Origin of the sequence: Microvirga sp. CF3062, assembly GCF_036314045.1 — a bacterium.
Taxonomy (GTDB): domain Bacteria; phylum Pseudomonadota; class Alphaproteobacteria; order Rhizobiales; family Beijerinckiaceae; genus Microvirga.
Genome location: NZ_JAYGGN010000006.1, coordinates 123,667 through 148,944, shown reverse-complemented (window position 1 = coordinate 148,944; position 25,278 = coordinate 123,667). Strand labels below are relative to the sequence as shown.

Annotated in this window: 22 protein-coding genes and 1 other RNA gene; 4 read left to right on the top strand and 19 right to left on the bottom strand. The window is 64.7% G+C overall.

Translation table 11 applies throughout. The features are described 5' to 3' along the window. Positions 1 to 29 precede the first annotated feature (29 nt). From lpxC to VB618_RS12510, 19 genes are all read right to left on the bottom strand, one after another. On the bottom strand, positions 30 to 974 hold the full coding sequence (gene lpxC / locus VB618_RS12600) for a UDP-3-O-acyl-N-acetylglucosamine deacetylase (protein ID WP_329797012.1): 945 nt from the start codon (positions 972 to 974) through the stop codon (positions 30 to 32). A 293-nt stretch (positions 975 to 1,267) separates the two neighbouring features. Further along, positions 1,268 to 2,956, bottom strand: coding sequence for a cell division protein FtsZ (ftsZ, locus tag VB618_RS12595; protein WP_329797011.1), 1,689 nt, complete (start codon positions 2,954 to 2,956; stop codon positions 1,268 to 1,270). Between the two features lie 103 nt (positions 2,957 to 3,059). Further along, positions 3,060 to 4,382: a cell division protein FtsA gene (ftsA, locus tag VB618_RS12590; RefSeq protein ID WP_329797010.1), complete on the bottom strand. Its 1,323-nt coding sequence runs from the start codon at positions 4,380 to 4,382 to the stop codon at positions 3,060 to 3,062. After that, positions 4,379 to 5,365 (bottom strand): cell division protein FtsQ/DivIB, encoded by a 987-nt coding sequence (locus VB618_RS12585; RefSeq protein ID WP_329797009.1) that lies wholly within the window; start codon positions 5,363 to 5,365, stop codon positions 4,379 to 4,381. The genes ftsA and VB618_RS12585 overlap by 4 nt, the downstream gene beginning before the upstream one ends. Beyond that, positions 5,332 to 6,255 (bottom strand): D-alanine--D-alanine ligase, encoded by a 924-nt coding sequence (locus tag VB618_RS12580; protein WP_329797007.1) that lies wholly within the window; start codon positions 6,253 to 6,255, stop codon positions 5,332 to 5,334. Before VB618_RS12580 ends, VB618_RS12585 begins: the two co-directional genes overlap by 34 nt. A gap of 50 nt (positions 6,256 to 6,305) precedes the next feature. Further along, positions 6,306 to 7,229, bottom strand: a complete 924-nt coding sequence (murB, locus tag VB618_RS12575) for a UDP-N-acetylmuramate dehydrogenase (protein ID WP_329797207.1) — start codon at positions 7,227 to 7,229, stop codon at positions 6,306 to 6,308. Beyond that, positions 7,226 to 8,641 carry a UDP-N-acetylmuramate--L-alanine ligase gene (murC, locus tag VB618_RS12570; protein WP_329797006.1) on the bottom strand — a complete coding sequence of 472 codons (1,416 nt, stop codon included), beginning with the start codon at positions 8,639 to 8,641 and terminating at the stop codon, positions 7,226 to 7,228. The genes murB and murC overlap by 4 nt, the downstream gene beginning before the upstream one ends. Then, positions 8,638 to 9,762: an undecaprenyldiphospho-muramoylpentapeptide beta-N-acetylglucosaminyltransferase gene (gene murG / locus VB618_RS12565; RefSeq protein WP_329797005.1), complete on the bottom strand. Its 1,125-nt coding sequence runs from the start codon at positions 9,760 to 9,762 to the stop codon at positions 8,638 to 8,640. The genes murC and murG overlap by 4 nt, the downstream gene beginning before the upstream one ends. Continuing rightward, positions 9,759 to 10,898 carry an FtsW/RodA/SpoVE family cell cycle protein gene (locus VB618_RS12560; RefSeq protein ID WP_329797004.1) on the bottom strand — a complete coding sequence of 380 codons (1,140 nt, stop codon included), beginning with the start codon at positions 10,896 to 10,898 and terminating at the stop codon, positions 9,759 to 9,761. The genes murG and VB618_RS12560 overlap by 4 nt, the downstream gene beginning before the upstream one ends. Before the next feature lie 2 nt (positions 10,899 to 10,900). After that, positions 10,901 to 12,292, bottom strand: a complete 1,392-nt coding sequence (gene murD, locus VB618_RS12555; protein ID WP_329797003.1) for a UDP-N-acetylmuramoyl-L-alanine--D-glutamate ligase — start codon at positions 12,290 to 12,292, stop codon at positions 10,901 to 10,903. A 5-nt stretch (positions 12,293 to 12,297) separates the two neighbouring features. Continuing rightward, a complete protein-coding gene (gene mraY, locus VB618_RS12550) occupies positions 12,298 to 13,383 on the bottom strand; it encodes a phospho-N-acetylmuramoyl-pentapeptide-transferase (RefSeq protein WP_329797002.1) in 1,086 nt (361 codons plus the stop codon). Between the two features lie 3 nt (positions 13,384 to 13,386). Then, positions 13,387 to 14,820 (bottom strand): UDP-N-acetylmuramoylalanyl-D-glutamyl-2,6-diaminopimelate--D-alanyl-D-alanine ligase, encoded by a 1,434-nt coding sequence (locus VB618_RS12545; protein WP_329797001.1) that lies wholly within the window; start codon positions 14,818 to 14,820, stop codon positions 13,387 to 13,389. Then, entirely contained in the window at positions 14,817 to 16,286 is a 1,470-nt protein-coding gene (locus VB618_RS12540; protein WP_329797000.1) for a UDP-N-acetylmuramoyl-L-alanyl-D-glutamate--2,6-diaminopimelate ligase, read from the bottom strand. The genes VB618_RS12545 and VB618_RS12540 overlap by 4 nt, the downstream gene beginning before the upstream one ends. Then, positions 16,283 to 18,058: a peptidoglycan D,D-transpeptidase FtsI family protein gene (locus tag VB618_RS12535; protein ID WP_442931769.1), complete on the bottom strand. Its 1,776-nt coding sequence runs from the start codon at positions 18,056 to 18,058 to the stop codon at positions 16,283 to 16,285. Before VB618_RS12535 ends, VB618_RS12540 begins: the two co-directional genes overlap by 4 nt. Then, positions 18,055 to 18,450 (bottom strand): cell division protein FtsL, encoded by a 396-nt coding sequence (gene ftsL / locus VB618_RS12530; protein ID WP_329796999.1) that lies wholly within the window; start codon positions 18,448 to 18,450, stop codon positions 18,055 to 18,057. The genes VB618_RS12535 and ftsL overlap by 4 nt, the downstream gene beginning before the upstream one ends. Next, a complete protein-coding gene (gene rsmH / locus VB618_RS12525; RefSeq protein WP_329796998.1) occupies positions 18,447 to 19,496 on the bottom strand; it encodes a 16S rRNA (cytosine(1402)-N(4))-methyltransferase RsmH in 1,050 nt (349 codons plus the stop codon). Before rsmH ends, ftsL begins: the two co-directional genes overlap by 4 nt. Then, positions 19,493 to 19,984 carry a division/cell wall cluster transcriptional repressor MraZ gene (locus tag VB618_RS12520; RefSeq protein WP_329796997.1) on the bottom strand — a complete coding sequence of 164 codons (492 nt, stop codon included), beginning with the start codon at positions 19,982 to 19,984 and terminating at the stop codon, positions 19,493 to 19,495. The genes rsmH and VB618_RS12520 overlap by 4 nt, the downstream gene beginning before the upstream one ends. Before the next feature lie 310 nt (positions 19,985 to 20,294). After that, positions 20,295 to 20,687, bottom strand: an RNA gene (gene rnpB, locus VB618_RS12515) — RNase P RNA component class A. Positions 20,688 to 20,733: 46 nt separating this feature from the next. After that, the gene (locus VB618_RS12510) at positions 20,734 to 21,528 is read right to left on the bottom strand and encodes a lytic transglycosylase domain-containing protein (protein ID WP_329796996.1); all 795 of its coding nucleotides are present in this window, start codon (positions 21,526 to 21,528) and stop codon (positions 20,734 to 20,736) included. Positions 21,529 to 21,814: 286 nt separating this feature from the next. On the opposite strand from VB618_RS12510, the gene VB618_RS12505 reads away from it, so the two are divergent. The 4 genes from VB618_RS12505 (at position 21,815) to VB618_RS12490 (ending at position 25,272) form a co-directional block, all read left to right on the top strand. Then, positions 21,815 to 22,093, top strand: coding sequence for a hypothetical protein (locus tag VB618_RS12505; protein WP_202056153.1), 279 nt, complete (start codon positions 21,815 to 21,817; stop codon positions 22,091 to 22,093). A gap of 85 nt (positions 22,094 to 22,178) precedes the next feature. Next, on the top strand, positions 22,179 to 22,904 hold the full coding sequence (locus VB618_RS12500) for a TerB family tellurite resistance protein (protein WP_329796995.1): 726 nt from the start codon (positions 22,179 to 22,181) through the stop codon (positions 22,902 to 22,904). Between the two features lie 4 nt (positions 22,905 to 22,908). Beyond that, the gene (locus tag VB618_RS12495; protein WP_329796994.1) at positions 22,909 to 23,676 is read left to right on the top strand and encodes an N-acetylmuramoyl-L-alanine amidase; all 768 of its coding nucleotides are present in this window, start codon (positions 22,909 to 22,911) and stop codon (positions 23,674 to 23,676) included. Between the two features lie 81 nt (positions 23,677 to 23,757). Beyond that, the gene (locus tag VB618_RS12490) at positions 23,758 to 25,272 is read left to right on the top strand and encodes an efflux RND transporter periplasmic adaptor subunit (protein ID WP_329796993.1); all 1,515 of its coding nucleotides are present in this window, start codon (positions 23,758 to 23,760) and stop codon (positions 25,270 to 25,272) included. Positions 25,273 to 25,278: the final 6 nt, after the last annotated feature.

Sequence of the window (25,278 nt, the reverse complement as noted above, 5' to 3'; positions counted from 1 at the left end):
GTGCCGAAGCGTTGCTTCAGAGAAGTGATTTAGTGGACTTCCGGAGCGAAAACGGAAGCGACCGCGCTGCCGATCTCGGCATAGCCCGTCTCGCGGCGCGGCGTGGCGTCGACGATGGCGTAGTTGGAGCGGCTCGAGAACAGGGCTTCCAGCACCGAGAAGTTCATGCGGTGACCGCCGCAATAGGAGCGGTAGGTGCCGAGCAGCGGCAGGCCGGCGAGCGACAGGTCGCCGACGGCATCGAGGAGCTTGTGTCGGACGAACTCGTCGGCATAGCGCAGGCCCTCGGGGTTCATGATGCCGTCGTCACCGATGGCCACAGTGTTCTCGAGAGAGGCGCCGAGCGCGAAGCCAGCGCTCCAGAGCTTTTCCACGTCGCGCATGAAGCCGAAGGTGCGGGCGCGGGAAATCTCGCGGCGGAACACAGAGGGAGACAGATCGATGGCCTTGCGCTGGCGGCCGATCACCGGGGTCGGGAAATCGATTTCCACGTCGAGGCGGAAGGCGCGCTCGTTCGGGAGCAGCTCGGCGAAGGCCCGGCCCTGCGTGACGCGGACGGGCTTGAGAACCTTGATATAGCGGCGGGTGACGCCCTGAACCGTGATGCCGACCTGGTCGATGGCATCGATGTACGGCGCCGAGCTGCCGTCGAGGATCGGAACCTCCGGCCCGTCGATCTCGACGAGAACATTGTCGATACCGAGTCCGGCAAGTGCCGCCATGAGGTGTTCGATGGTGGCGACCGCGCCCGAGTCGCGGTCGCCGATCACTGTGCAGAGCTCGGTGGCGGTCACCGCCAGATGCCGAGCATCGATCAGCCGGTCCAGGCCGCCCGGAAGGCCGGTGCGGAGGAAAGCAATGCCATGGTTCGCTTCAGCCGGATGAAGGATCATCTTCACTTCATCGCCGGAATGAACTCCGGTTCCGATGAGGGTCACGGCGGCGCGAAGCGTGGTTTGCTGGCTTTGCTTCATAAGTCCTGGACCTCAACTACCCTTGTCGCCTCGCAGAGCCTGTTTCGCCGAAGGAAGCTGCATTGGCTGCGTTTTGCTTCCCGTCGGCAGGCTTCTTGTGAGCACTGCCCCTTTTGATGTGAGGCACCATAGTCCCGCGGTCAGGCTAGGCCAAATCACGCTTTCTTACCGTGTGTTACAAAGGGGATAAGCCATAAACTCTTGTAATTAATACTTTTTTAACGAAGAAGGCCCCCAGCCGGTTGCGGACTGGGGGCCTTCTGTAACAGCCATTACAGTGCTGGCAGGCTCACTCAGTTGGCCTGGCGGCGGAGGAAGGCGGGAATCTCCAGCTGATCGTCCTCCGAAGCAGCGCGGGGGGCCGGAGCCGGCTGGCCCTGCGGCGGCCGCTGCGCCTGGGCCGGCGCAGGCCGGCGGGCGTATTCGGCGTGGACCGAGGACATGGACTGGCGCGGGGCTTCCTGCCGGGGCTCGGCCGGGGCCTGCTGCGGCTCCTCGCGGCGGCCGAAGCCGATGGTCGCGAGACGCTGGATCAGCGAGGGCTTGTGCTCCTGGACCGGCTCCTCGCCACGGCTGGCGCGCAGGGCGACCTGCCCGGGCATGGGCAGCTCGTCGATACGCGGCATCCGGGCCGGGCGCATGGCGCGCTCGGCGTGTGGCGGGATGAAGGCGCCCTGATCCATGGGCTCCTCGTAAGCCAGAGCCTGAGCCGGAGCCTCATAGGCAACCGCCTGCCGCGGCTGGGCCGGGGTGAGGACCACATCGTCGCGCACGATCGGCTGGAGAGTGTGCTCCAAAGGCTGGGCCGTGGCCATGGGGGCCGCAATCGGAGCCGGGGCCAGAACGGGCGAACCCTGGGTCAGGATCTGAGCCGCCTTCACCGGTTCGGGCTGGGCGGCGGAGCGAAAGGTCGGCGTGGCCTGGGTGGCGCGGGCGCGGGCTTCGGCCCGCAGGCGCTCGGCGACCTCGGAGATGCGCTGCTCGGTGGCGGTGAGATCGCCGCCGTTCTCCATGAGCGCGTGGTCGATGCCGGTCGCCACGACGGAGACGCGGATGATGCCTTCCAGGCTCTCGTCGAAGGTGGCGCCGAGGATGATGTTGGCGTCCTGGTCCACTTCCTCGCGGATGCGGGTGGCTGCCTCGTCGAGCTCATAGAGGGTGAGGTCGTTGCCGCCGGTGATGGAGATCAGCAGGCCGCGCGCGCCCTTCATCGACACGTCGTCGAGGAGCGGGTTGGCGATGGCTGCCTCGGCCGCGCGGATCGCGCGCTTCTCGCCGGAGGCTTCGCCGGTGCCCATCATGGCCTTGCCCATGCCGCGCATGACGGAGCGCACGTCGGCGAAGTCGAGGTTGATGAGGCCTTCCTTCACCATCAGGTCGGTGATGCAGGCGACGCCCGAATAGAGCACCTGGTCGGCCATGGCGAAGGCGTCCGCGAAGGTCGTCTTCTCGGTGGCGACCCGGAACAGGTTCTGGTTCGGGATCACGATGAGCGTGTCGACCGCCTGCTGCAGCTCGGTGATGCCGGCTTCCGCCAGCTTCATGCGGCGCACGCCCTCGAACTGGAACGGCTTCGTCACGACGCCGACCGTCAGTATGCCGAGCTCGCGGGCCGCGCGGGCCACGACCGGGGCAGCGCCCGTGCCGGTGCCGCCGCCCATGCCGGCGGTGATGAACACCATGTGCGAGCCTGCGAGCTGATCGCGGATCTCGTCGATCACCTCTTCGGCAGCCGCGCGGCCGACTTCCGGCTGCGATCCGGCGCCGAGGCCTTCAGTCACCTGAATGCCCATCTGGACCACGCGCTGGGCCTTGGAAGAAGCCAGTGCCTGCGCGTCGGTGTTCGACACCACGAACTCGACGCCTTCCAGACCGGATTCGATCATGTTGTTCACGGCATTTCCGCCGGCACCGCCGACGCCGAAAACCGTGATATGCGGCCTGAGTTCCCGGATGTCCGGAGCTTGCTGATTGATAGCCATGACCTGCGCCTCTTCTGGCATTTAGTGATGAGCGTTTGGCTGACGCTGACCTTTGCTAACTTTAACTCTCACGATGGCCCGCCGCGCCAACGCGTTACTCGTCTTAGAAACTGTCGCGAATCCAACGGCCCATTCGCGAGAAGTAGCCGTCGGTTCCCGTACTCTGAAACAAGCCGCTGGATTGCGGCTCGAAATACTCGATGTGTGCCACCTGCGGATAAACCAGGAGGCCGACCACCGCCGAGAAGGCAGGGCCCTTTGCCGCTTCGGGCAAACCCTTGATGCCGAGCGGACGCCCGACACGAACCTGGCCCTGCAAGATGCGGCGCGCCGTTTCCGGCAGCCCGACGAGCTGGCTTGCGCCGCCCGTCAGCACGACCCGCCGTCCGGCCTGGGCTGCAAAGCCCGCACCTTTCAACCGATCGCGCACGAGTTCGAGAACCTCCTCGACCCGCGGCTTGATGATGCGAACGAGGTGCGACTTCGGCAGATGATTCGGAACGTCCCGTTCGTCCTCATCGACCTGCGGCACCGCGATCATGTCCCGGTCATCCGCGCTCGAAGAGATGGCGGAGCCGTAGAAGGTCTTGAGCCGTTCGGCAGCGGACACGCGGGTCGTGAGACCGCGCGCAATGTCCATGGTCACATGATGACCGCCGACCGCAATGGCATCGGTGTGGACCAGATGCCCGTTGGAGAAGATGCCCACGCTCGTGGTGCCGCCGCCCATGTCGACGACCGCGCAGCCCATGTCGGCTTCATCGTCGACGAGAGCGGAAAGGCCTGCCGCATAAGGCGTGGAAATCACCGCCTCGACGCCGAGATGGCAGCGCTCGACCGCAATCATGAGGTTGCGCGCAGCAGCAGCCTCGGAGGTCACTACATGCAGATCCGCGCCGAGGCGCTCACCGATCATGCCGGCCGGATCGACGATGTGATTCTGCGCATCGAGCGAAAAGCCCGTAGGTAGAGCGTGCAGCACCGTGCGGCCGCGACGCAGATCGTAGCTCGATGCGGCATCGAGCACGCGATGCACATCGTTTTCGCTGACCGCGCCGCGCACGGGAACATGCGCCTCGAAATGCTCGGACGTGAGCCGCCCACCAGTGAGATTGACGATCACCGACTGGATTTCGACCTTCGCCATCCGCTCGGCCGCATGCACCGCCTGACGGATCGCAGCCTCGGCCGCCTCCAGATCGACGACAACGCCGCCCTTGAGGCCCATGGAGCGCTGATGGCCGATGCCGAGAATGCGCGCCACATGGGTGCGGCTGCGCAGCGACTCGACCTCGTCGGCCGGCTTCAGTTCCGCCACGACGCAGACGATCTTGCTCGTTCCCACGTCGAGCACCGAGAGAATGGCGCTCTTGCGTGCGGAGAGTGGCTTCAGGCGAGGTGTCAAACCGTGACCCGAGAGACTCATGTATCGACCCCCTTGCCGCGCATTGGTTTTTTCTTGAGCGCCTCGGCGCGGGCCAAGGCGGCCTCTTCCGTCAAGCGGACGACGACGCGATCCGCCATGCGCAGATCGATCGCCAGCACGTCCTTTTCCAGAATCTTCTGCTCGTTTTCGAGCTTCACGAGACGGGCCAGCGCGTCAGTTGCCCCGAGCTCCGGCAGGCGCACGTCCATGCCGTTATCCATCTTCAGCGTCCAGCGCCGCCCGGCAACGAGCGTGCCGGCGCGGATGCGCTGTTTCAGCGGACCGGCCGCCTCGACCAGAGCGAGATAATCCTTGCTGCGGGCGTTGGCGCCCTCACCTACCACGAAAGGCAGGCTCACATAGCGCTCGTCCTGCATCAGATCGATCACCGTGCCGTCCGCCGCGATGACGAAGAGCTCGCCGTTGTTCTGCCAGATGGCATGGGCTTCGCGCTCGGCGAGCGTGATGACGAGTTCGTTCGGATAGAGCTTGCGTACGGTCGCCGACTTGACCATCGGCACGCGCTCGAGGCGCTCGCGCAGGTCGTTCACGTCGAGGAAGGCGAGCGACAACTTGCCGTTGATGCCGGCCGCCGCGAGAACCTCGTTCTCGCCCATCTGCGAGATGCCGGAGATCGTCACCTGCTCGAGGCCGAGACCCACGGACCGCGCCAGCGCATGATGCGGCTCGCCGTGCTGGCGGATGAAATCGTCGATATGGCCGCCCTGCCACAGACCGTAGCCGACGACCGCCGAGAAAAAGGCAAGTGTCAGGCCGGTTCCGAGGAAACGCGGGAGGCGCTGCTCGATCGGAGCGGCCGAGGAGCGCCGGCGCACGCTGCCGGAGGCGCCGAACAGCTTTTTGATTCGGGAGGGCTGCTTGAACGAGGGGGCGGTCCTCCGGCCTCCGGAGGCAGCGCGCGCAACGGCGAATCCGGCCGGGTAGGCCGTCATCGGTTGCAGGTAGCGTCCTCCACCATCCATTGCACAAGCTCGCCAAACGTATAGCCCGCATGGGCTGCCAGTTCTGGCACCAAGCTCGTCTCGGTCATGCCGGGTTGCGTGTTGACTTCTAGAACGACGAGTTCCCCGGTTCCCCCAGGAGTGTCGTCGTACCGCAAGTCGGCGCGGCTGATTCCCCGACAGCCGAGCGCTTGATGCGCCGTTAACGCCAACTCTTGGACCTTTTGGTAAATATTCGGTTTAATTTCTGCCGGGAGGACGTGAATGGAGCCCCCCTTCACATATTTCGCGTCATAATCGTAGAAGACCCCGGTGGCGGGCCGGATGTCGATGACCCCGAGGGCCTTGTCGCCCATGACCGCGCAGGTCAGCTCGCGGCCTGCAACGTATGATTCCACAAGGACTTGGTCGCCGAAGGCCCAGTCCTCGCGCAGCAGCTCCTGGGGCGGATGGGAGCGGTCCTCGCGGACGATGATGACCCCGTAGGACGAGCCTTCGCTGATCGGCTTGATCACATAGGGCGCCGGCAGGACGTGGCTTTTCGCCGCCTCGAAACGGTTAACGACCATGCCCTTTGGAACCGGCACGCCGGCCGCCTCCATGACGATTTTCGCCTTGTCCTTCTGCATGGCGAGCGCCGAGGCGAGGACGCCGGAATGGGTGTAGGGAATTCTCAAGAGTTCGAGCAGACCCTGAATGGTCCCGTCCTCGCCCACCCGCCCATGGAGCGCATTGAACACCACGTCCGGCGCCACCGCCTGGAGAACGGTGGCGATATCGGACTGCACGTCGATGGGAGTGACCTTGTAGCCCTGGTCCTCCAGGGCCTTGCAGCAGGCCCGGCCCGACGCCAGGCTGACCTCGCGCTCCGCCGACCAGCCGCCATAAAGGATGGCAACATGCTTCGCCATGGTCTCTCTCCGTCATGCGCCCCGGCGCGCCGGGTCAAAAGTGATTCGAATCAGGCCTTAGGTAACCCGACCCGCTTGATCTCCCATTCCAGCTCCACGCCCGACGTCTCGCGGACGCGGCGGCGGACCTCTTCTCCCAAGCCCTCGATATCGGCTGCGGAGGCGGAGCCATGGTTGATCAGGAAGTTGCAGTGCATCTCGGACACCTGGGCATCGCCCACCCGTAAGCCCCGGCACCCAGCGGCATCGACCAGCTCCCAGGCCTTCTGGCCCGGCGGGTTCTTGAAGGTGGAGCCGCCCGTGCGGGTGTTGACCGGCTGGGTCGAGGAGCGCGCCTCGGTGATGGCGTTCATCTCGGCCAGAATGTCTTCCGGATTGCCGGGACGGCCCTCGAACAGCGCCTCGGTGAAGATCACGTCGTCCGGCACACTCGTGTGGCGATAGGTGAAGCCCATCTGGGCGTTGGTGAAGGTCACCGCCTCGCCGGTGCGGGTCACGCCTTTGGCCTCGACCAGCACATCCTTGGTCTCGCCCCCATAGGCGCCGCCATTCATGCGCAAGGCTCCGCCGATGGCGCCGGGAATGCCGCGCAGGAAGGACAGACCCGCAATGCCCGCTTCCGCCGCCGCGCGCGCCACCTTCACGTCGGGAGCGCCGGCGCCGGTGCGCACGCGCAGGTTCGGCTCGATCGTCACTTCGGTAAAGCCCTTGCCGAGACGAATGATGACCCCTTCCCACCCGCCGTCGCGGATGAGCAGATTGGAGCCGAGACCTACGACAAGAACCGGCACGCTGCGGTCGAGGTGCTGCAGAAAATACGCGAGATCGTCCGCATCCGCCGGCGTGAACAGCACCTGCGCCGGGCCGCCCGTACGAAACCAGGACAGGGGCGCCGTCGGCGCATTCGCCTCCAGCTTGCCGCGCAGCTCGGGCATGCGGGCTTTCAAGTCGGCGGTGATGTCGGCGAACATCAGGCTGCCTTCTCGCCCAGAGCCTCAAGCTCAGTGGGGAGCGCATAGGCCCATTGGGTGATGTTGCCGGCGCCGAGGCAGATCACGTAGTCGCCCGGCTTCGCCACGCCCTTGACGAGGCCCGCGAGCTCTTCCGACTTCTCCAGCGCCATCACGTTGCGATGGCCGCGGGCTTTCAGGCCCGACACGAGACCGTCGCGATCCATACCGGGGATCGGCTGCTCGCCCGCCGCGTAGACCGGCGCGACGATGACGGCATCCGCATCGTTGAAGCAGGTGCAGAACTGATCGAACAGGGACGACAGGCGCGAATAACGGTGCGGCTGCACTACGGCGATCACCTGACCGTCGGTCGAGGCGCGCGCGGCTTTCAGCACCGCGGCGATCTCGATGGGGTGGTGGCCGTAATCGTCGAACACCGTGACGCCGTTCCACTCGCCCGTGCGGGTGAAGCGGCGCTTCACGCCGCCAAAGCCCGCGAGCGCCTTGCGGATCGCATCGGGCGAGACGCCGAGCTCGTGCGCCACCGCAATGGCCGCCGTGGCATTGAGCGCGTTGTGTGCGCCCGGCATCGGCAGGACGAGGTCCTCGAGTTCGAGGCGGAAGCCGGGGCGACGGTCGCGGATCATCACGCGGAACTTGGTCTGCCCGCCGCGCGGATCGACATCCATGATCCGCACGTCGGCCTGCGGGTTCTCGCCATAGGTGATGATGCGCCGGTCCTCGATGCGGCCCACGAGGTCCTGCACGGTCGGATGGTCGATGCACATCACGGCAAAGCCGTAGAACGGGATCGAGTTGATGAAGGAGTGGAAGGAATCCTTGATCGCATCGAAGGTGCCGAAATGGTCGAGATGCTCGGCGTCGATATTGGTCACGATGGCCACATCGGCCGGCAGCTTGAGGAAGGTGCCGTCGGATTCGTCCGCCTCCACCACCATCCACTGGCCGTCGCCCATGCGTGCATTGGTGCCGTAGGCGTTGATGATGCCGCCGTTGATGACGGTCGGATCGAGGCCGCCCGCGTCCAGCAGCGTTGCGACGAGCGATGTCGTCGTGGTCTTGCCGTGGGTGCCGGCCACCGCCACGCAGGACTTGAAGCGCATGAGCTCGGCGAGCATCTCGGCGCGGCGCACCACGGGCAGGCGCTTCTCGCGGGCCACCACCAGTTCCGGGTTGTCGCGCTTGATGGCGGTCGAGACCACCACGATCTCGGCATCCTCTACGTTCTCGGCCTTGTGGCCGATGAAGGTCTTGATGCCTTTATCGGCCAGGCGCTTGACGTTGTAGTTGTCGGCCGCATCCGAGCCCTGAACCGTGTAGCCCAGATTGTGCATGACCTCGGCGATGCCCGACATGCCGATGCCGCCGATGCCGATGAAGTGAATGGGTCCAAGCTTCGGCGGCAATTTCATGGGGTTTTTCCGTTATGATTCGCAGAAATGAGGGTGAGAACGGCTTGAGCCAGCCGCTCCGCCGCATCCGTGATGCTGGCGCTATGTGCGGCGGCGGCGGCTTTGGTCAAGCGGTCAGGCTCTTGAAAAAAGGCGTGAATCTCGTTTGCCAGCCGCTCAGGGGTGAACTCCGATTGCGGGCAAACGATGGCGGCACCCAGATCGCCTAAGGTCTTGGCATTGGCCGCCTGGTCCTGATCGAGCGAGCCCGGAAGGGGCACGAGGATCGAGGGGCGGCCGATCACCGCAAGCTCCGCCACCGTCGAGGCGCCGGAGCGGGAGACGACGAGATGAGCCTGCGCCAGCCGGTGCGGCAGGTCCTTGAAGAAGGGCTCGGCCTCGAATTCCACATTAAGGCGCGTGTAATGATCGCGGACCCGGTCCAGGTCCTCGCCCCTCGCCTGCTGCGTGATGACGATGCGGGACCGAAGCTCTGGCGATAAAAGATCAATGGCGGGCGGCACCACGTCGCTCATCACCCGCGCGCCCTGGCTGCCGCCGACCACGAGGAGGCGAAGTTTGCCGTTGGGTTCAAGCGGCGCATAAGCCTGCTTGGCCGCCTCCAGCACCGCGGGACGGATCGGGTTGCCGGTATGGATCAGTTTGCCCGGCACGTTGGCGGGAACGCCCTTGATGTCGGCGAAGCCCGTTGCGATCACGGTAGCGCGGCGGGCGAGCAGGCGGTTGGCCCGCCCCATCACGCCATTCGCCTCATGGATCACGGTCGGCACCTTGAGGAGCGAGGCGGCGATCACCGGCGGCACGGTGGGATAGCCGCCGAAGCCTACGACCACCGCAGGCTTCATCCGGCGGATCGCCGACATGGACTTCAGGGTCCCCTGCCCGAGCATAAGCGCGGCCTTCGCCATCTGCGGGATGGAACGGCCTGACGGCGTGGCGGAGGGGATCTCGACGATCTCGTCGGCCGGGAACGAGCCCGCATAGGCGTTGGCGCGCTTGTCGGTGGCGAGCGCCACCCTCGCGCCGGATGCCTTCAGAGCATTGGCAAGCGCTTCCGCCGGAAAGAGATGACCGCCGGTGCCGCCGGCGGTCAGGAGGATGAGAGGAGCGTTCATTCTCAAAGTCGATCCTGGCCGAAATGGTTCATCATCTCGGCGCGCGGGCGCCGCCGCGTGAGCGCGATGAGGAAGCCCATGCCGAGCGCCAGAGACAGCAGCGACGAGCCGCCATAGGAGATGAAAGGCAGCGTCATGCCCTTGGCCGGCATCAGGTGGACGTTCACCATCATGTTGATGCAGGCCTGCAGGCCGAACATGAAGATGAGGCCCGTGGCCGCAAGGCGGCAGAAGGTGTCCTCGCTGCGGCGAGCCAAGGAGAGGCCGCGCAGCACGATGAAGGCGAAGACCATGAGCAGCGCGATACACACCACGATGCCGAACTCCTCCGCCGTCACGGCAAAGATGAAGTCGGTATGCGCATCCGGCAGGATGCGCTTGACCGAGCCCTCACCCGGGCCGCGCCCGAGCCAGCCGCCGCGGGAGAAGGATTCCATAGCCGTGTCGACCTGGAAGGTGTCGCCGGAATCCTTGTCGAGGAAGCGCTCGATGCGGGCGCGCACGTGCGGCAGGAACTGATAGGCCGCGCCGATGCCGAGGAGCCCTGCACCACCGAGGCCCATCACCCAGAACCAGTGCAGGCCGGCGACGAAGAACAGGCCGCACCACACGATGGTGACCAGCATGGTCTGGCCGAAATCCGGCTGCAGGATGAGCGGGATGATGGTGGCCGGCAGGAGCAGGAAGGCCAGCAACGTGCCCGGCACGTCCTTGCGCCGCGCGCCTTCCGAGAAGGCCCAGGCGGAGAGCACCACGAAGGCGGGCTTCACGAACTCGGAGGGCTGGAGACCCAGCGGCCCGATCATGATCCAGCGATGCGCGCCCTTGATCTCGGGACCGTACTGAAACGCCAGCAGGATCAGCACCATCCCGGCCGCATAGACGAAGAGAGCCACCCGCCGCAGATGGCGCAGGGACAGGAATGAGACCGTGACGATGATCAACATGGCGGGGACGAGGAACATCACCTGCCGGTTCACGAAGTGGAAGGTGGAGAGCCCGAGTCGCTCCGCAACCGGCGGACCGCCCGCCATGAGGAAGACGAGGCCAGCCAGCATGAGGATGGCGAGGCCTGCGAGCAGCGAACGATCGACCGTCCACCACCAGTCGCCGAAAGCCGAGCGTTCCGCGCGTGACACCATGTCTAAGCCCCCTTGGCTTCGATGCCGGGTAATGCCCGGACCAGATCGCGGAAATGGTTTCCGCGTATTTCGTAATTGGGAAATTGGTCGTAGGACGCGCAGGCCGGCGACAGCAGCACGACAGCCGGAGCACCGAGTGCCTGCGCATCGGATGCCGCCTGCTCTACGGCTTTGTCGAGGGTGCCGCAATGGACGTGCGGAACTTGCGTGCCCAGCGTCCCGGCAAAGTCATCCGCAGCGGCGCCGATGAGATAGGCCTTGCGGATCTTCGGGAAGTATTCCTTCAGCGGCTCGATGCCGCCTTCCTTCGCCTTGCCGCCGAGAATCCAGAAGATGTCGTCGAAAGACTTCAGCGCCTTCTCGGTGGAATCCGCGTTGGTGGCCTTGGAGTCGTTGATGAAGAGAGTCGACCGGATGCGACCGACCTCTTCCATGCGGTGCGGCAGGCCGGGGAAGGTATAAAGCCCCGAGCGAACTTTCTCTGGGGGTACGTTCAAAGCTAGGGCTATGGCGACAGCAGCGGCGGCGTTCTGCGCGTTGTGAGCGCCGCGCAGGGAGCCGATGCCCGACAGATTGGCTACAGCGGCTGTATCGGTCTCCGTCACTCCTACAAGAGTATCTTCGTCTGCAAATATGCCCTTTACACCAAGGGGCTCGACCGAAACGCGGGCGACGTTCACGCCCTTGGCTTCACAGGAAGCTGCAATCGCACGGCTCATCGGGTCGTCAACGCCAATAATGGCGAGACCCGCCTTCGCCACCAGCCGCTCCTTGATTGCCGCATAGAGCTCCATCGTCCCATGCCGGTCGATGTGATCGGGTGAGAGATTAAGATGAACGCCAATGGTAGGCGCAAGCGAAGGCGCGAGGTCGATCTGGAACGACGAACACTCGATCACGTGGATACGGCTGTCGGAGGGTGGATCCAGCGATAGGATCGCCGTGCCGATATTGCCGCCCATCTGCACATCGCGCCCCGCTTCGCGCAGGATATGGGCGATAAGGGCCGTCGTAGTGGACTTGCCGTTGGTGCCGGTGATCGCGATGAAGGGCGCGTTCGGCGCAATCTTTGCCCGCTCGCGGCAGAACAGCTCGATGTCGCCGATGGTTTCGACGCCTGCTTCACGCGCCAGCTTTGCCGACCAGTGCGGCTCGGGATGGGTGAGTGGCACGCCAGGCGAGAGGATGAAGGACGACACCTTCGACCAGTCGATCTGGCGCAGGTCGGCAGTCTCGATGCCCTTGGCGCCAGCTTCCGCCATTTTCGCCGGGTTGTCGTCGCAGGCGATGACCCGCGCCCCACCCTCCTTCAAGGCAAGCGCCGTCGCCAGCCCCGATCCGCCAAGACCGAAGAGAGCGACCGTTTTGCCTGAGAAGGAGGTGACGGGCGTCATGCGTCTTACCGGAGTTTCAGGGTGGCGAGGCCGGTGATCGCGAGAACCACGGCGATGATCCAGAAGCGGATCACCACCTGCGGCTCAGTCCAGCCCAGCTGCTCGAAATGGTGGTGGATCGGCGCCATCTTGAAGACGCGCTTGCCGGTGAGCTTGAACGACGTCACCTGGATGATCACGGACAGGATCTCCAGCACGAACAGGCCGCCCACGATGGCGAGAACGATTTCGTGCTTGGCCGCGACCGCAATGGCGCCGAGCATGCCGCCGAGCGCCAGGGAGCCCGTATCGCCCATGAAGATCTGAGCCGGCGGCGCATTGAACCAGAGGAAGCCGAGACCTGCGCCGATGAGGGCACCGCAGAGCACGGCGAGCTCGCCGGTGCCGGGCACGAAATGGATCTGCAGGTAGTTGGAGAACACCGCGTTACCGGACAGATAGGCGATGAAGCCGAAGGTGCCGGCGGCGATCATCACCGGCACAATGGCGAGCCCGTCGAGCCCGTCGGTGATGTTCACCGCGTTGCCGGCGCCGACAATCACGAAACCGGCGAAGATCACGTAGAACCAGCCGAGATTGATGATCAGATCCTTTGAGAAGGGCAGCGCCAGCTTGTTCGCCAATCCCGGCGTGGCCATGTAGGAGATCGCCAGACAGGCCACGACAGCGATCACCGCCTCGATGGTGAGACGCGAGCGTCCGGAGAAGCCCTTGTGCGACTGCTTCGTGACTTTCAAAAAATCGTCATAGAAGCCGATGGCACCGAAGCCCACGGTGACGAACAGCACGATCCAGACATAGTGGTTCTCGAGATTCGCCCAGAGCAGGGTCGAGACCAGCACGCCGGCGAGGATCATCAGGCCGCCCATGGTGGGCGTACCGCGCTTCGTCAGCAGGTGCGATTGCGGCCCGTCCTCGCGGATCGGTTGTCCCTTGCCCTGGCGCACGCGCAGGAGCGAGATGATCGCCGGGCCGAACAGGAACACGAACAGCATGCCGGTCGCCGTTGCGCCGCCGGTGCGGAACGTGATGTAGCGGAAGATGTTGAGAGGGCTGAAATAGGGGCTGAGCTCAGCCAACCAGGTTAACATCGATCATCCTTTCAGCGCGTGGGCCGTTGAGCTCGCGCCGTAACGTTCTTTCAGAGCTTTGACAACCAGGGCCATCTTCATGCTGAGCGAGCCTTTGACGGTCACCGCATCGCCGGGACGGATCGCCGCGCAGACCGCGTCGACCAGATCGGCGGAGGTCTCCGCATGAGCGGCCACAAGGGCTTTCGGCAGCGCATCGACGAGGTTCTGCATCAGGGCGCCAGCGGCAAAGACCAGGTCAATCCTGTGGGTGCGAACCGCCTCTGCCAATTCCGCGTGAAGTCGCGGCCCTATCTCGCCCAGTTCCTTCATGTCGCCCAGCACGGCAATCCGCCGCGCCCCGCGCCCGAGTTCGATCGCACCGAGATTGGCCAGCGCTGCGCGCATGGAGGCCGGGTTGGCGTTGTAGCTCTCGTCGATCAGCAGGGCCTCGCCCTCCCCGATCGCGAGCATGGTGCGCTCGCCGCGCCCGACCGGGGGCTTCAATTCGGCGAAGGAGAGCGCCACGAGCGCGAGATCCGCGCCGAGCGCATGGGAGGCTGCGAGCACGCTCAATGAGTTGAGCGCGTGGTGCCGGCCCGCTGTGCCGATCCTGTAGGTCAGCGGCTGGCCGAAGATCGTGGCGTCGACCACCGAATGGTCGGGCTTTACGATGATGCGGTTTGCGCGGATATCCGCCGCCTCATGCTCGCCGAAGCTGATCACGCGCCCGGCCGCGGAGGCGAACGCGTGAGCGCGCATGCGCTCGAAATAGGCGTTGTCGCGGTTGATGACCGCCGTGCCGCCGGGCTCCAGGCCTGAAAAAATCTCACCCTTGGCGTCCGCAATGCCCCAGAGCGAGGGAAAGAACTCGATATGAACCGGCTCGACCGTGGTGATTACGGCAACATGCGGCCGGACCATGCCGGTGAGCGGCAGGATCTCATGAGAATGGTTCATGCCGATCTCGAACACGCCAAATTCGGTTTCGCGCGGCATGCGGGCGAGCGTCAGCGGCACGCCCCAGTGGTTGTTGTAGGAGGCAACCGACGCGTGGGTCGCACCCTGGCGCGAGAGCGCAAGGCGCATGGCCTCCTTCGTGCCGGTCTTGCCGACGGAGCCTGTGACGGCGACGATCCTGGCATTCGTGCGCGCACGGGCCGCGCGACCCATCTGGCGCATAGCGTCGAGCACGTCCGGCACGACGATCAGCTTGTCGGAGCCCGCAAAGGCAGGAGCCTTTTCCTCGGACACGATTGCAGCGGACGCGCCCTTCTCCAGCGCGGCCAATACGAAATCGTGGCCGTCATGCACGTCGCCCTTGATGGCGAAGTAGAGATCGCCCGGCTCGAGCGTCCGCGTGTCGATGGACGCGCCCGTGCCTTTTGCAAAGCCAGCGCCGATGCGGGCGCCGGTGGCGGCTTTAATCTCGTCCAATGTCCAAAGGGGCGAATTCATCCCTGCCTCGCTGCAATGGCCGCCCGGACCTCGTCGTGGTCCGAGAACGGCAGGGTGCGGTCGCCGATGATTTGGCCCGTTTCATGGCCTTTGCCCGCCACGACGAGAATATCGCCCCGGCGAAGCTCGTTCACGGCGGTGCGGATGGCTTGAGCGCGGTCACCGATCTCACGAGCGAGAGGCGCGCCTTTCATCACTTCGGCCCGGATCGCCGCCGGATCCTCGGAGCGAGGATTATCGTCCGTGACGATAACCACATCAGCCTTGTCGGCGGCGATGCGGCCCATGAGCGGGCGCTTTCCCCGATCCCGGTCGCCGCCGCAGCCGACGATGCAGACAAGCTTTCCCTTCACGAAAGGGCGTAGAGCATCGAGCACATGAGCAAGCGCGTCGGGCTTGTGGGCATAGTCGACGATGCAGATGGCTCCATCCGTCTCGCCCACCTGCTCCAGGCGTCCCGACACGCCCTTGAGAAACTTGAAGCCTTCGAACACCTCGGCTGCCCTGCCCTCGCCTTCGACCGCCAGCACGAGGCCGGCCGCGACGAGCGCGTTCTCGACCTGGAAGGCGCCGAGAAACGGCAGATTCGTCTGGAATGTCCTCCCAAAGGCCTCGATGGTCAGCGCCTGCGTGAAGCCTTCAGCGCGGGCCTCGACGAGACGGATGGTCTCGCCGGCGCTGCCGGTGGTGAGGATCGCAAGGCCTCGATTGCGCACGCCGTGAAGGAACACGTCTGCATAGGGACCGTCCGCATTGATGACGGCAGGTGCGTCCTGCGGCAGAAGCGTATCGAAGAGGCGAAGCTTTGCCGCCGCATAGGCTTCCGTGGTGGCGTGATAGTCGAGATGGTCGCGCCCGAGATTGGTGAAGCCTGCCGCATGCAGACGCACCCCGTCGAGGCGGCGCTGGTCGATGCCGTGCGAAGAGGCCTCCATGGCAAGACGCGTGACGCCGTCATTTGCCAGGCGGTCGAAGCTTTCATGCAGGGAGATCGGATCGGGCGTCGTGAGAGAGCCGTAGGCTGCACCGTCCGACGTGATGATGCCAAGCGTGCCGACGCTGGCGGATTTGTAGCCCAGATGCGCGAAGAGCTGGCGGATGAAGTCAGCCACCGAACTCTTGCCGCTCGTACCCGTGACGGCGACGACCTTCTCAGGCTGCTTGGAGTAGAACCGCGCAGCCGCAAGAGCCAACGTCCGGCGCACATCCTTCACCTGCACATAGGCAACAGATTCCGGCAGATCGGCTGGACGCTCAGCCTCGCCCACGATGGCGACCGCGCCTGCGGCAGCGGCCTGCGGCACGAAGCTCATGCCGTCCACCTTGGTGCCGGGCACGGCGAAGAACAGGGTGCCGGGCTCCACCTTGCGGCTGTCGGACGCGATCTTCGACACGGAAAGGGACGCCTGAGCGTCGCCTGCCGCGAGGTCGAGAAGATCGCCGAGATTTATGGACCCTGCACTCATCGGTTGCTGCCCCAGGCGCCGAGGCGCGACATGAGCGGGAACGGCTGAGTCGGCGGCTCGAAGCGCGGCGGCACGCCGAGCAGCGGCGCAATGCGCTCGATGATGTTCCCTGTCACAGGAGCGGCATTCCAGCCTGCTGTCGAGAAGCCATGGGTGCCTTCCACCGCCTGCGGCTCGTCCAGGATGGTGAGGAACACGTATTTCGGCTTGTCGGAAGGCACCACCGCCGTGAAGGTAGTAAGGTTCTTGTTCTTGGCGTAGCGGCCGTTGATCACCTTTTCCGCAGTGCCGGTCTTGCCGCCGACGAAGAAGCCGGCAATCGAGGCATTTCCAGCAGAGCCTTCCGGCGTCGAAGCATTGAGGCGCATGACATAGCGCATTGCCTCGCTGGTTTCGGGCTTGAGAACCTGCAGGGCGTTCTGGCGCGCCTCTTCCTGCGTGCGCTTGAGGAAGGTCGGCCTGATCATGACGCCGCCGTTCACCAGGGTACCTACGGCCGAGAGAGCCTGGAGCGGCGCAACCGCGAGACCGTGGCCGAATGCGATGGTCATGGTGTTGAGTTCGCCCCAGCGCGGCGGGACGATTGGCAGGGCACTCTCCGGCAGTTCCGTCTCAAGGCGGGTCAGCTGGCCCATCTTGCGCAGGAAGGCCTTGTGGCCTTCGACGCCGATGCCGAGCGCCATACGGGCGGTGCCGATGTTGGAGGAGTGCACGAATACTTCCGGCGTGGAGAGAACGCGCCGCGTCGGATGATAGTCGCCGATGGTGAAGCGGCCGTAGCGCAGGCCGGAGCGTGCATCGAAGGTCGAGTTGATGTTGTACTTGCCGGAATCGAGCGCCATCGCGACCGTCAAGGCCTTGAAGGTCGAGCCCATCTCGAACACACCGACATTGATGCGGTTGATCCGATCTTTATCCAGCGCATCGACCGGGTTGTTCGGGTCGTAATCGGGCAGCGACACGAGCGCGATGATCTCGCCCGTGTTCACGTCCAGGATCGCGCCGGCCGTGGCCTTGGCCTTGAACTTCGCCATGCCTTTGGCAAGCTCGTCGCGAAGGGCATGCTGTACACGCAGGTCGAGGGAAAGCTGGATGGGCTTCAGGTCGGCGGCCGAGATGTTGAAGCCTGCGCCGTTGAGGTCCTGCAGGCCCATGCTGTCAATGTATTTCTCGATGCCGGCGATGCCCACATTGTCCACATTGGCGAAGCCGAGCACGTGAGCGGCGGCCTCGGCGTTCGGATAAACGCGCTTGTTCTCCGGCAGGAAGCCGATACCGGGAATGCCGAGCCGATGAACTTCCGCCTGCTGGCGCGGTGTGATTTCGCGCTTGACCCAGACGAAGCCCTTCTTGGTGCCGAGCTTGTTGCGCAGGTCCGTGGCGTCGAGATCGGGCAGCACGGCGGTGAGGAGCTCGACCGCCTCGTCCTTGTCGACGATGTTGCGCGGCTCGGCAAAGACCGACACCATCTTCACATCGGTGGCAAGGATATCGCCATTGCGGTCGACGATGTCCGGGCGCGCAGCGGAGATCTCGGACGACGCCGCACGGCGCACTTCGCTCGTATTTTCGCTGGTCAAAGCGAGGTGGACAAGGCGCCCGCCGATCAGGCCGAACAGGCCGACGAAGCACACGGCCGCGAGGCCGACGCGCGACGTGCTCTTGTCATGACGCAGGCGAAACAGCTCGCGGGCGTGCCCGAGCACGCCGCGTTTTGCGGGAAGGCTCTTACCCTGCCATTCGGTTTGGGGCTCTTGCGACACGAGGCTCACCGTTTCGGAGTTTGAGTCGTCGGGGTGCGGGCGTCCGAATTCCTGTCCTTCGGCGTCGAGGTCGGCTCGAGCAGTCCGAGCGCTTCGAGCTTGCGGCCGATCTCGTCCTCGCGGGATGGCCGGTTCGGCAGGTCGGACAGACGCGCGAGCTGCTGAATCTTCAGCGCCTGCAGATCGAGGTGCTTGTCGGCAGCCTCCTGGAGGCGGTCCGGGCGATCGAGATACTGCCACTCGGCCTGCAGCACGGCGATGGCCTCGCGCTCGCGGCTGACCTGCGACTTCAGCTTCGCCACCTGCTCCACATAGTAGAGGGTCTCGTACTTGACCGAATAGGCGTAGCCCGCCGATGCGATGAGGGCGGAGATCGCGATGATGTGGAGCAGTCGGATCACCGGCGCCCTCCCTTTTTCTCGGCGGTCTGCGGCAGTTCGGCCAGCATGGTGATGGCGCTCAACGGCTCCTGCGGCGGCGTATCGGTGCGAGCGCCTGCGCGCAGCTTCGCCGAGCGCGCCCGCGGATTGCGCGCCATCTCCTGCTCGCTCGGAGCGATGGGACCGCGGGTGATCGCATCGAAGGTGGGCTCAGGCGCTGCTGCCGTCGGCAAATGGCGCGAGCCGGTAGGCGCACGCCCGGTGCGGGAGGCAAAGAACTGCTTTACGATCCGGTCTTCCAGAGAATGGAACGTGACGACCACGAGACGTCCGCCGGGCTTGAGGATGCGCTCGGCCGCATGCAATGCGCGCGCCAGCTCCCCGAGTTCGTCGTTGACGGCGATGCGCAGCCCCTGGAACACGCGCGTGGCCGGGTGGATGCCGCTGGGCTCCTGCCTGATCAGAGAAGCCACGAGATCGGCCAACTGCCGCGTGGTCTCGAAAGGCTGGCGACGGCGCGCTTCGATGACCGCGCGCGCAACGGCGCGGGCGCGCCGCTCCTCACCGTAATGATAGAAGATGTCAGCGAGTTCGGCCTCGGACGACTCATTGACGAGATCCGCTGCGCTTGGGCCGCTCTGCTCCATGCGCATGTCGAGCGGGCCTTCGTTGCGGAACGAGAAGCCGCGCTCGGCCTGATCGAGCTGCATGGACGACACGCCGATGTCGAGCACCACGCCGTCGACGCTGTCAAACCCTTGTGTGTGTGCGGTCTCGTCGAGGTCGCCGAAGCGGCCTGGCACGAGCATCAGACGTTTCTTGAATTTGGCCGCGAGCGGTTCACCGCCAGCGATCGCATCGGGATCGCGGTCGATGGCGATCACCTTGTTCTGCGGATGGGCATCGAGAATGGCGCGCGTGTAGCCGCCTGCGCCGAACGTGCCGTCGATGAAAACGCCACCACGGTTTGCATCGAGCGCCGTGCCAACCTCCGCCAGGAGAACAGGAACGTGACGGGACGGTCCGCCAGCGGCTCCGGCTCCTGGGCCGTCGCCGCGTCCCATCATCGTTCCCGTACTCCTGGTGAGGTGTTCTGCATCGGTTCCAGACCTCGGTGTCCCAACGCTTTCTTCAGGTCTCTGACCTTCGTGCGCGCCTCCTCCAAGTGCGCACGGAAGCGTTCGGGCTCCCAAATCCGGAACTTGTGACCAAGTCCGACGAACGTCACCGTATCGCCGATCCCGGCATGCACTTTTACTGTGTCCGTCAGGATGACACGCCCCTCCGGATCGACTTTCAGAATCTCGCTGGTCCCGAACAATGCCGTCGACAGCTGATCCCGTTCGTCCGAATAGGGCGACAGCGTCGACAAGAACGCATCGATCTCGTTCAGAAGCACGTTGCCGCCTGCGTCCAACGCCGACGCATCGAGCGCCGGGTGCACGTAGAGCCCCTCGAATCCATCCCGGGCCAGCACGGCCCTGAAGGATGCGGGGATCGAGACACGACCCTTCGAATCCAACTTGTTGGTGAAATTGGACACGAAGCGGTTCATTGGCCGCAGCTCTCACGCTCCTGATTGTCAGCCCCCCGGCAGATCTTGAAGATCCGCCACCCGTTGGCAGTGGAGACGCTACTTTCTGAAGCAGTACGCCAGCACTTCTCGGGTGCTTGACGCCCTCTTCGGAAGACACCGTCGACGGGATGGTTTGGGATAACATGGGATAATATGGTCGTCAACGGAACGGAGAGGGAGCGCACGCCTTATGGCATGCGTTCTCCATGAGACGCATTTACGGTTAATGAATCGTAAGCGGAGCAAAGGTTTGCTCCGCTTTCTTGCAGATTGTAGCCTGTGGATAGATGGGGTCAGCCGGCCTGTAAGCCGGGTTCTGTAGGGCCCAAAGTCTAAGACTTTGAACGTGGCGACCATTCCTCTGGGACGATCATTGCTGACCGCCTCTAGCAACCAACCCGGACGACCAGCCTGGAAGCAGGCCTGGCGCGAGCGCCTGTCGTCCCTATTCGGTTTTGCTCCTGGTGGGGTTTACCATGCCGTCCGCATTGCTGCGTCCGCGGTGCGCTCTTACCGCACCCTTTCACCCTGACCCCGGGGTCCGGAGACCTTGTGGGGCGGTCTGCTTTCTGTGGCACTTTCCCTAGGGTTGCCCCCGCCGGACGTTATCCGGCACCTTGCTTCCATGGAGCCCGGACTTTCCTCCCCGAGATGAACTCGAAGCGGCCGCCCGGCCGGCTGACGGGGGGATGTGGTGCCAAAAGGGTCCTGCCGTCAAGGGCAGCCGGTCAATCCGCTGCCGCCGTGATGACCTTCACCCTGGCGCAATAGGCCCGGGAGGCCGCCGTCATGGTCTGGGTGCGGTGGCCGAACTGATAGCGCAGGATCGTGCCGCAGGTATCCCCTCCCGCAAGCTTATAGGCGGTGGCCAGGTACTTGAGGCCATAGCGGAGGTTCGTCTCCGCATCGAGTAGGCCGGCCGCATCGCCTTTGTAGCCAAGCGACTGGGCCGTGCGGACATTGATCTGAGTGAGGCCCATGTGCGGACCGTTGCGGGCGCCGGCATTGTAGCGGCTCTCGATCCTGATCACGGCATCCGCCAGCTCGTAAGGCAGCCCGTTCTCGGAGGCGTAGCGGGCAACGAGAGGCTTGAGCGCGCCGGCCCGAGTCGCGTCGGAGATGCGGGTTCTCGACTTGGCATCGGCCGATACCGCAGGAAGGGATGCGGTCTGCTGATCCGCTCCTTCCGGCAAGGCTGCCCCTTTTGCCACCAACTCGGGTTGTGTCTCTTCTGCCTTGCCCACTTGAGGCTTGGAGGACTTGGAAGCGGCAGCCTCCTTCAGCTTCTTCTTGCCCGCTCCCTTGGTGTCCTGCTCCGGCGCTTCCTCCGTAGAGGCCGCGGCAGCCTCCTCCTTGACGAAGGCAGCTGCTTCAGCCGCTGCAGCACCAAGAAACTGCTCGGCCTGATCGGGCGAGATGGGGCCATTCTCGCGTCCATTGGCCCGGGCCTGTGATGCTGCGACAAGGGCCGCTGCGCCAAGGCCTGCAACTGTTAGCGTTCTGAGGAAGTGCTTCCAAGTCAAACCGAAACTCCACCCGGCGATAGCCATGAGGGGGCGGTGGGTGAAGGCGAAATGAGGCGAAGATGTGACACTATCAGGCGCGATTTTGTTCAGAATTCGTTCAAGCTTGACCGTGTTCCCTCTACGCTGCTTGGATTTGCGGCCATAATTATTGCCTCGGACAGGTCTGATTTTTTCGTCGCTTTCGGGGATTGGAGGAACTCTTTCTCCGCACAGGAGTTGGCGACAGCGTAAGGTCAAGCTAAACAGGGCTGCCTATAGCCCGCTCAACAACAGGGAAGCCTCCATGAAGAAGATCATGACAGCCATTGCCGCCGGTGCCCTCACCCTCTCGATGGCAGCCTGCAATACTCCTGGTGAGCGTGCCGTCGGCGGCGCCGCAATCGGCGGCCTTGCTGGTGCAGCCATCGGCGGTGCAGCAACCGGAACGGCAGGCGGCGCCCTGGCCGGTGCAGCCATCGGTGGCGCCGGTGGTGCGATCGTCGGCGCCTCGACGACTCCGCGCGGCCCGGCCTGCCCCTACGGCACATACCAGGACGTCTACGGCAACGTGTACTGCCGCTAATCACGCCTGACAGCGAATTTCAGGGGCCGAGACATTCTCGGCCCCTTTTCTTTTGCCTGCACTTGAGCGTACGACTGATCTCAAGATGATTCAGTCGATTTGGGGTAAGCTCGGCGGTGCCGGCATAGGCCTCGCGTTTGGCGGGCCGATCGGTGCTCTCCTGGGCGGCGTAGCCGGCCATGTTCTCGTCGATCGCGAAGGCGCTTTGTTCGGAAAGCCGCCGCGCGACGTCATGTTCACCATGGGCCTCGTGGCGCTCGCCGCCAAGATGGCCAAGGCCGACGGCGTTGTGGTGGACGTGGAGGTCCGGGCCTTCGAGCAGATTGTCGAGGTCCCCGATAGCGAGCACGAGCGCGTCGAGCGCCTGTTCAACCTGGCCATGCAGACCTCGGACGGGTTCGAGGCTTATGCCCGGCAGATCCATGACGAGTTCAAGGAGGAGCCTGCGCTTCTCGAGGACGTGCTCGACGGCCTTTTCCACATCGCCAAGGCGGACGAGGCCGTTCACGAGGCCGAATACGCCTACCTCAAGGACGTGGCGACAATCTTCGCCTTCTCGGAAACGGACTTTGAGCGCATCGCCGCCCGCCACGTGAAGCGCAAGGACGATCCTTATCTCATCCTCAAGGCCGACAGGAGCCTGAGCGACGAGGAGCTGAAGCGGCACTACCGCAAGCTTGTCGCCGACAACCACCCGGACCGGGAGATCGCCCGTGGCCTGCCGCCGGAAGCTGTAAAGATCGCGACCGAGCGCCTTGCCACCATCAACGCGGCATGGGAACGCATTGCCGCCGAGCGGAACATCAGGTGACCGCATGAGCGCGCTGACACCGGAGAGCCCCCTCGCCGCCAAGGTGTTTCCTTCCCCCAATCACGGGGAGCGTAAAGACGGCCGGCGCCCCAGCATGCTCATTCTCCACTACACAGGCATGCCTGACGAGGGCGAGGCCCTGCAGTGGCTGTGCAATCCGGTCTCGCAGGTCTCCGCCCATTACTTCGTGTTCAGCGACGGGCGCGTGCTGCAATTGGTGCCGGAAGCACGGCGGGCCTGGCATGCGGGCCTCTCCACCTGGGACGGGGAGAACGACATCAACTCGTGCTCCATCGGCATCGAGATCGCCAATCCCGGCCATCCGGGCGGCCTGCCGCCCTTCCCCGATGGGCAGATCGAGAGCGTGGCTGCACTGGCGAAGGATATCGTCACACGTTGGCGCATTCCGGCCACCCGGGTGCTCGCCCATTCGGATGTGGCGCCCGGCCGCAAGGTCGATCCCGGCGAGCTCTTTCCCTGGAAAGCCCTGTATGAGGCGGGCGCCGGCCACTGGGTCGCGCCGGCCGCTATGAGCGACGGCCGCTTCTTCTCCCGCGGTGACCAGGGCATGCCGATCGAGGCGCTGCAGGCCATGCTCGTGATGTACGGCTACGGTCTGAAGATCAACGGCGTGTTCGACGAGGATACGGAGAAGGTGGTGGCTGCCTTCCAGCGTCATTTCCGGCCCGAGCGCGTCGACGGTGTGGCGGACGCCTCCACCATCATGACCCTGCGCAATCTGATCGCAGCCCGGCCGCAGGCGGCCACATGACAAAGAGTTAACTCGCAACACTATAGGAAATCGGCCACAATTGCCCCGCATGGATGGTCATGTGGTGCTGAGGGTTGTCGGGTGCGTCGCGTCTGGTTCTGGCTGATCGTCATTCTCCTGGTGGCAGGAGGCGCCGGGTTCTTGCTGTGGACGCCAACAGGCGGCAATGCCTCGGACCAGGCCTATCGTCTCGGGGCGATTGATCGCGGGCCGATTACCGCGAGCGTACGCGCCACGGGGACGCTCAACCCCGTCACGACGGTTCTCGTCGGCTCGCAATTGTCCGGCCAGGTGGTCGAGATCCTCGCCGACTACAACACGCCCGTGAAGGAAGGCCAAGTCGTGGCTCGCCTCTACGCGGAGCAGATCAAGTCGCGCAGGGATGCGGCGCTGGCCGACCTCGCCCAGGCGAAAGCCGATCTCGACACCAAGCGCGCCCAGATCGACAAGGCCCGCTCCGCGCTGGCGCGTGCAGAAGCGCAGGCCGCTGACCTTCGGGCGCAGCGCGACCGGACGCAGGCCCAGCTGGAGGAAGCCCGGCGTGGTCTCGATCGGCAAACTGCGCTGAACACTCGCGCGGTCGGAACGCAGACAGCCCTCGAGCAGGCTGGCACGCAAGTTGAGATTCAGACAGCCAATCTCGCTTCGGCCGACGCGCAGATCGCGTCCAACCAGGCAGAGACGCTTGGGCTGAAAGCCGATCTCGCGCTGTCGGAAGCGAACGTGAAATCCTCCGAGGCGATCATCCTACAGCGGCAGGCGAAGCTGAGAGACATCGAGATCGATCTTGCTCGCACGGAGATCAAGTCGCCGGTCGATGGCGTGGTGGTGAAGCGCGAGGTAGAGCTCGGTCAGACGGTTGCCGCCTCGCTCTCCTCGCCGACCCTGTTCACCGTCGCGCAGGACCTGAGCGAGATCGACATCTACGCCAATATCGACGAAGCGGACGTAGGCCGCCTCAAGGAAGGACAGAAGGTCTCCTTCACGGTCAATGCCTATCCGAACCGCACTTTCAATGGCCGGGTTCGCATGGTGCGTCTTGCCGCGCAGACGGTGCAGAACGTGGTCACCTACACGGCGGTCATCAGCGTGCGCAACCAGGACCAGGCGCTGCTCCCCGGCATGACGGCCAACCTCCAGATCATCACCGACGAGCGCGAGGAGGTGTTGCGCATTCCAAATGCTGCATTGCGCTTCCGGCCCGCCATCACGACAGCGGCGACCGAAGCACGAGACGGCACGCCCGATGGCCAGCCGCCAAGACGTCGGCCTCGTCTACCGGATGAGCAGGCTGGTAACGGCGAAGGAAGAGGCACGGCGCCGGATGGCCAAGGGCCACGGCGGCGGCCCCGTGGCGAACAGGCCGGGTCCATTCAGGATGAGGGCACCAGAGCGCGCATCTACCGTGTCGGACCCGACGGCAATCCGCAGCCCCTGCCCGTGCGTCTCGGCGTGACGGATGGAGCCTACACGGAGATCCTTCGTGGCGATCTGCAGGAAGGCGCTGCGATCATCGTCGGGGCTGCGCGTACCGATGCTGCGGATAACGCGAACGGCGGCGTCAATCGCCGCCCGCGTCCGCCGCGGATGTTCTAGGAGCGC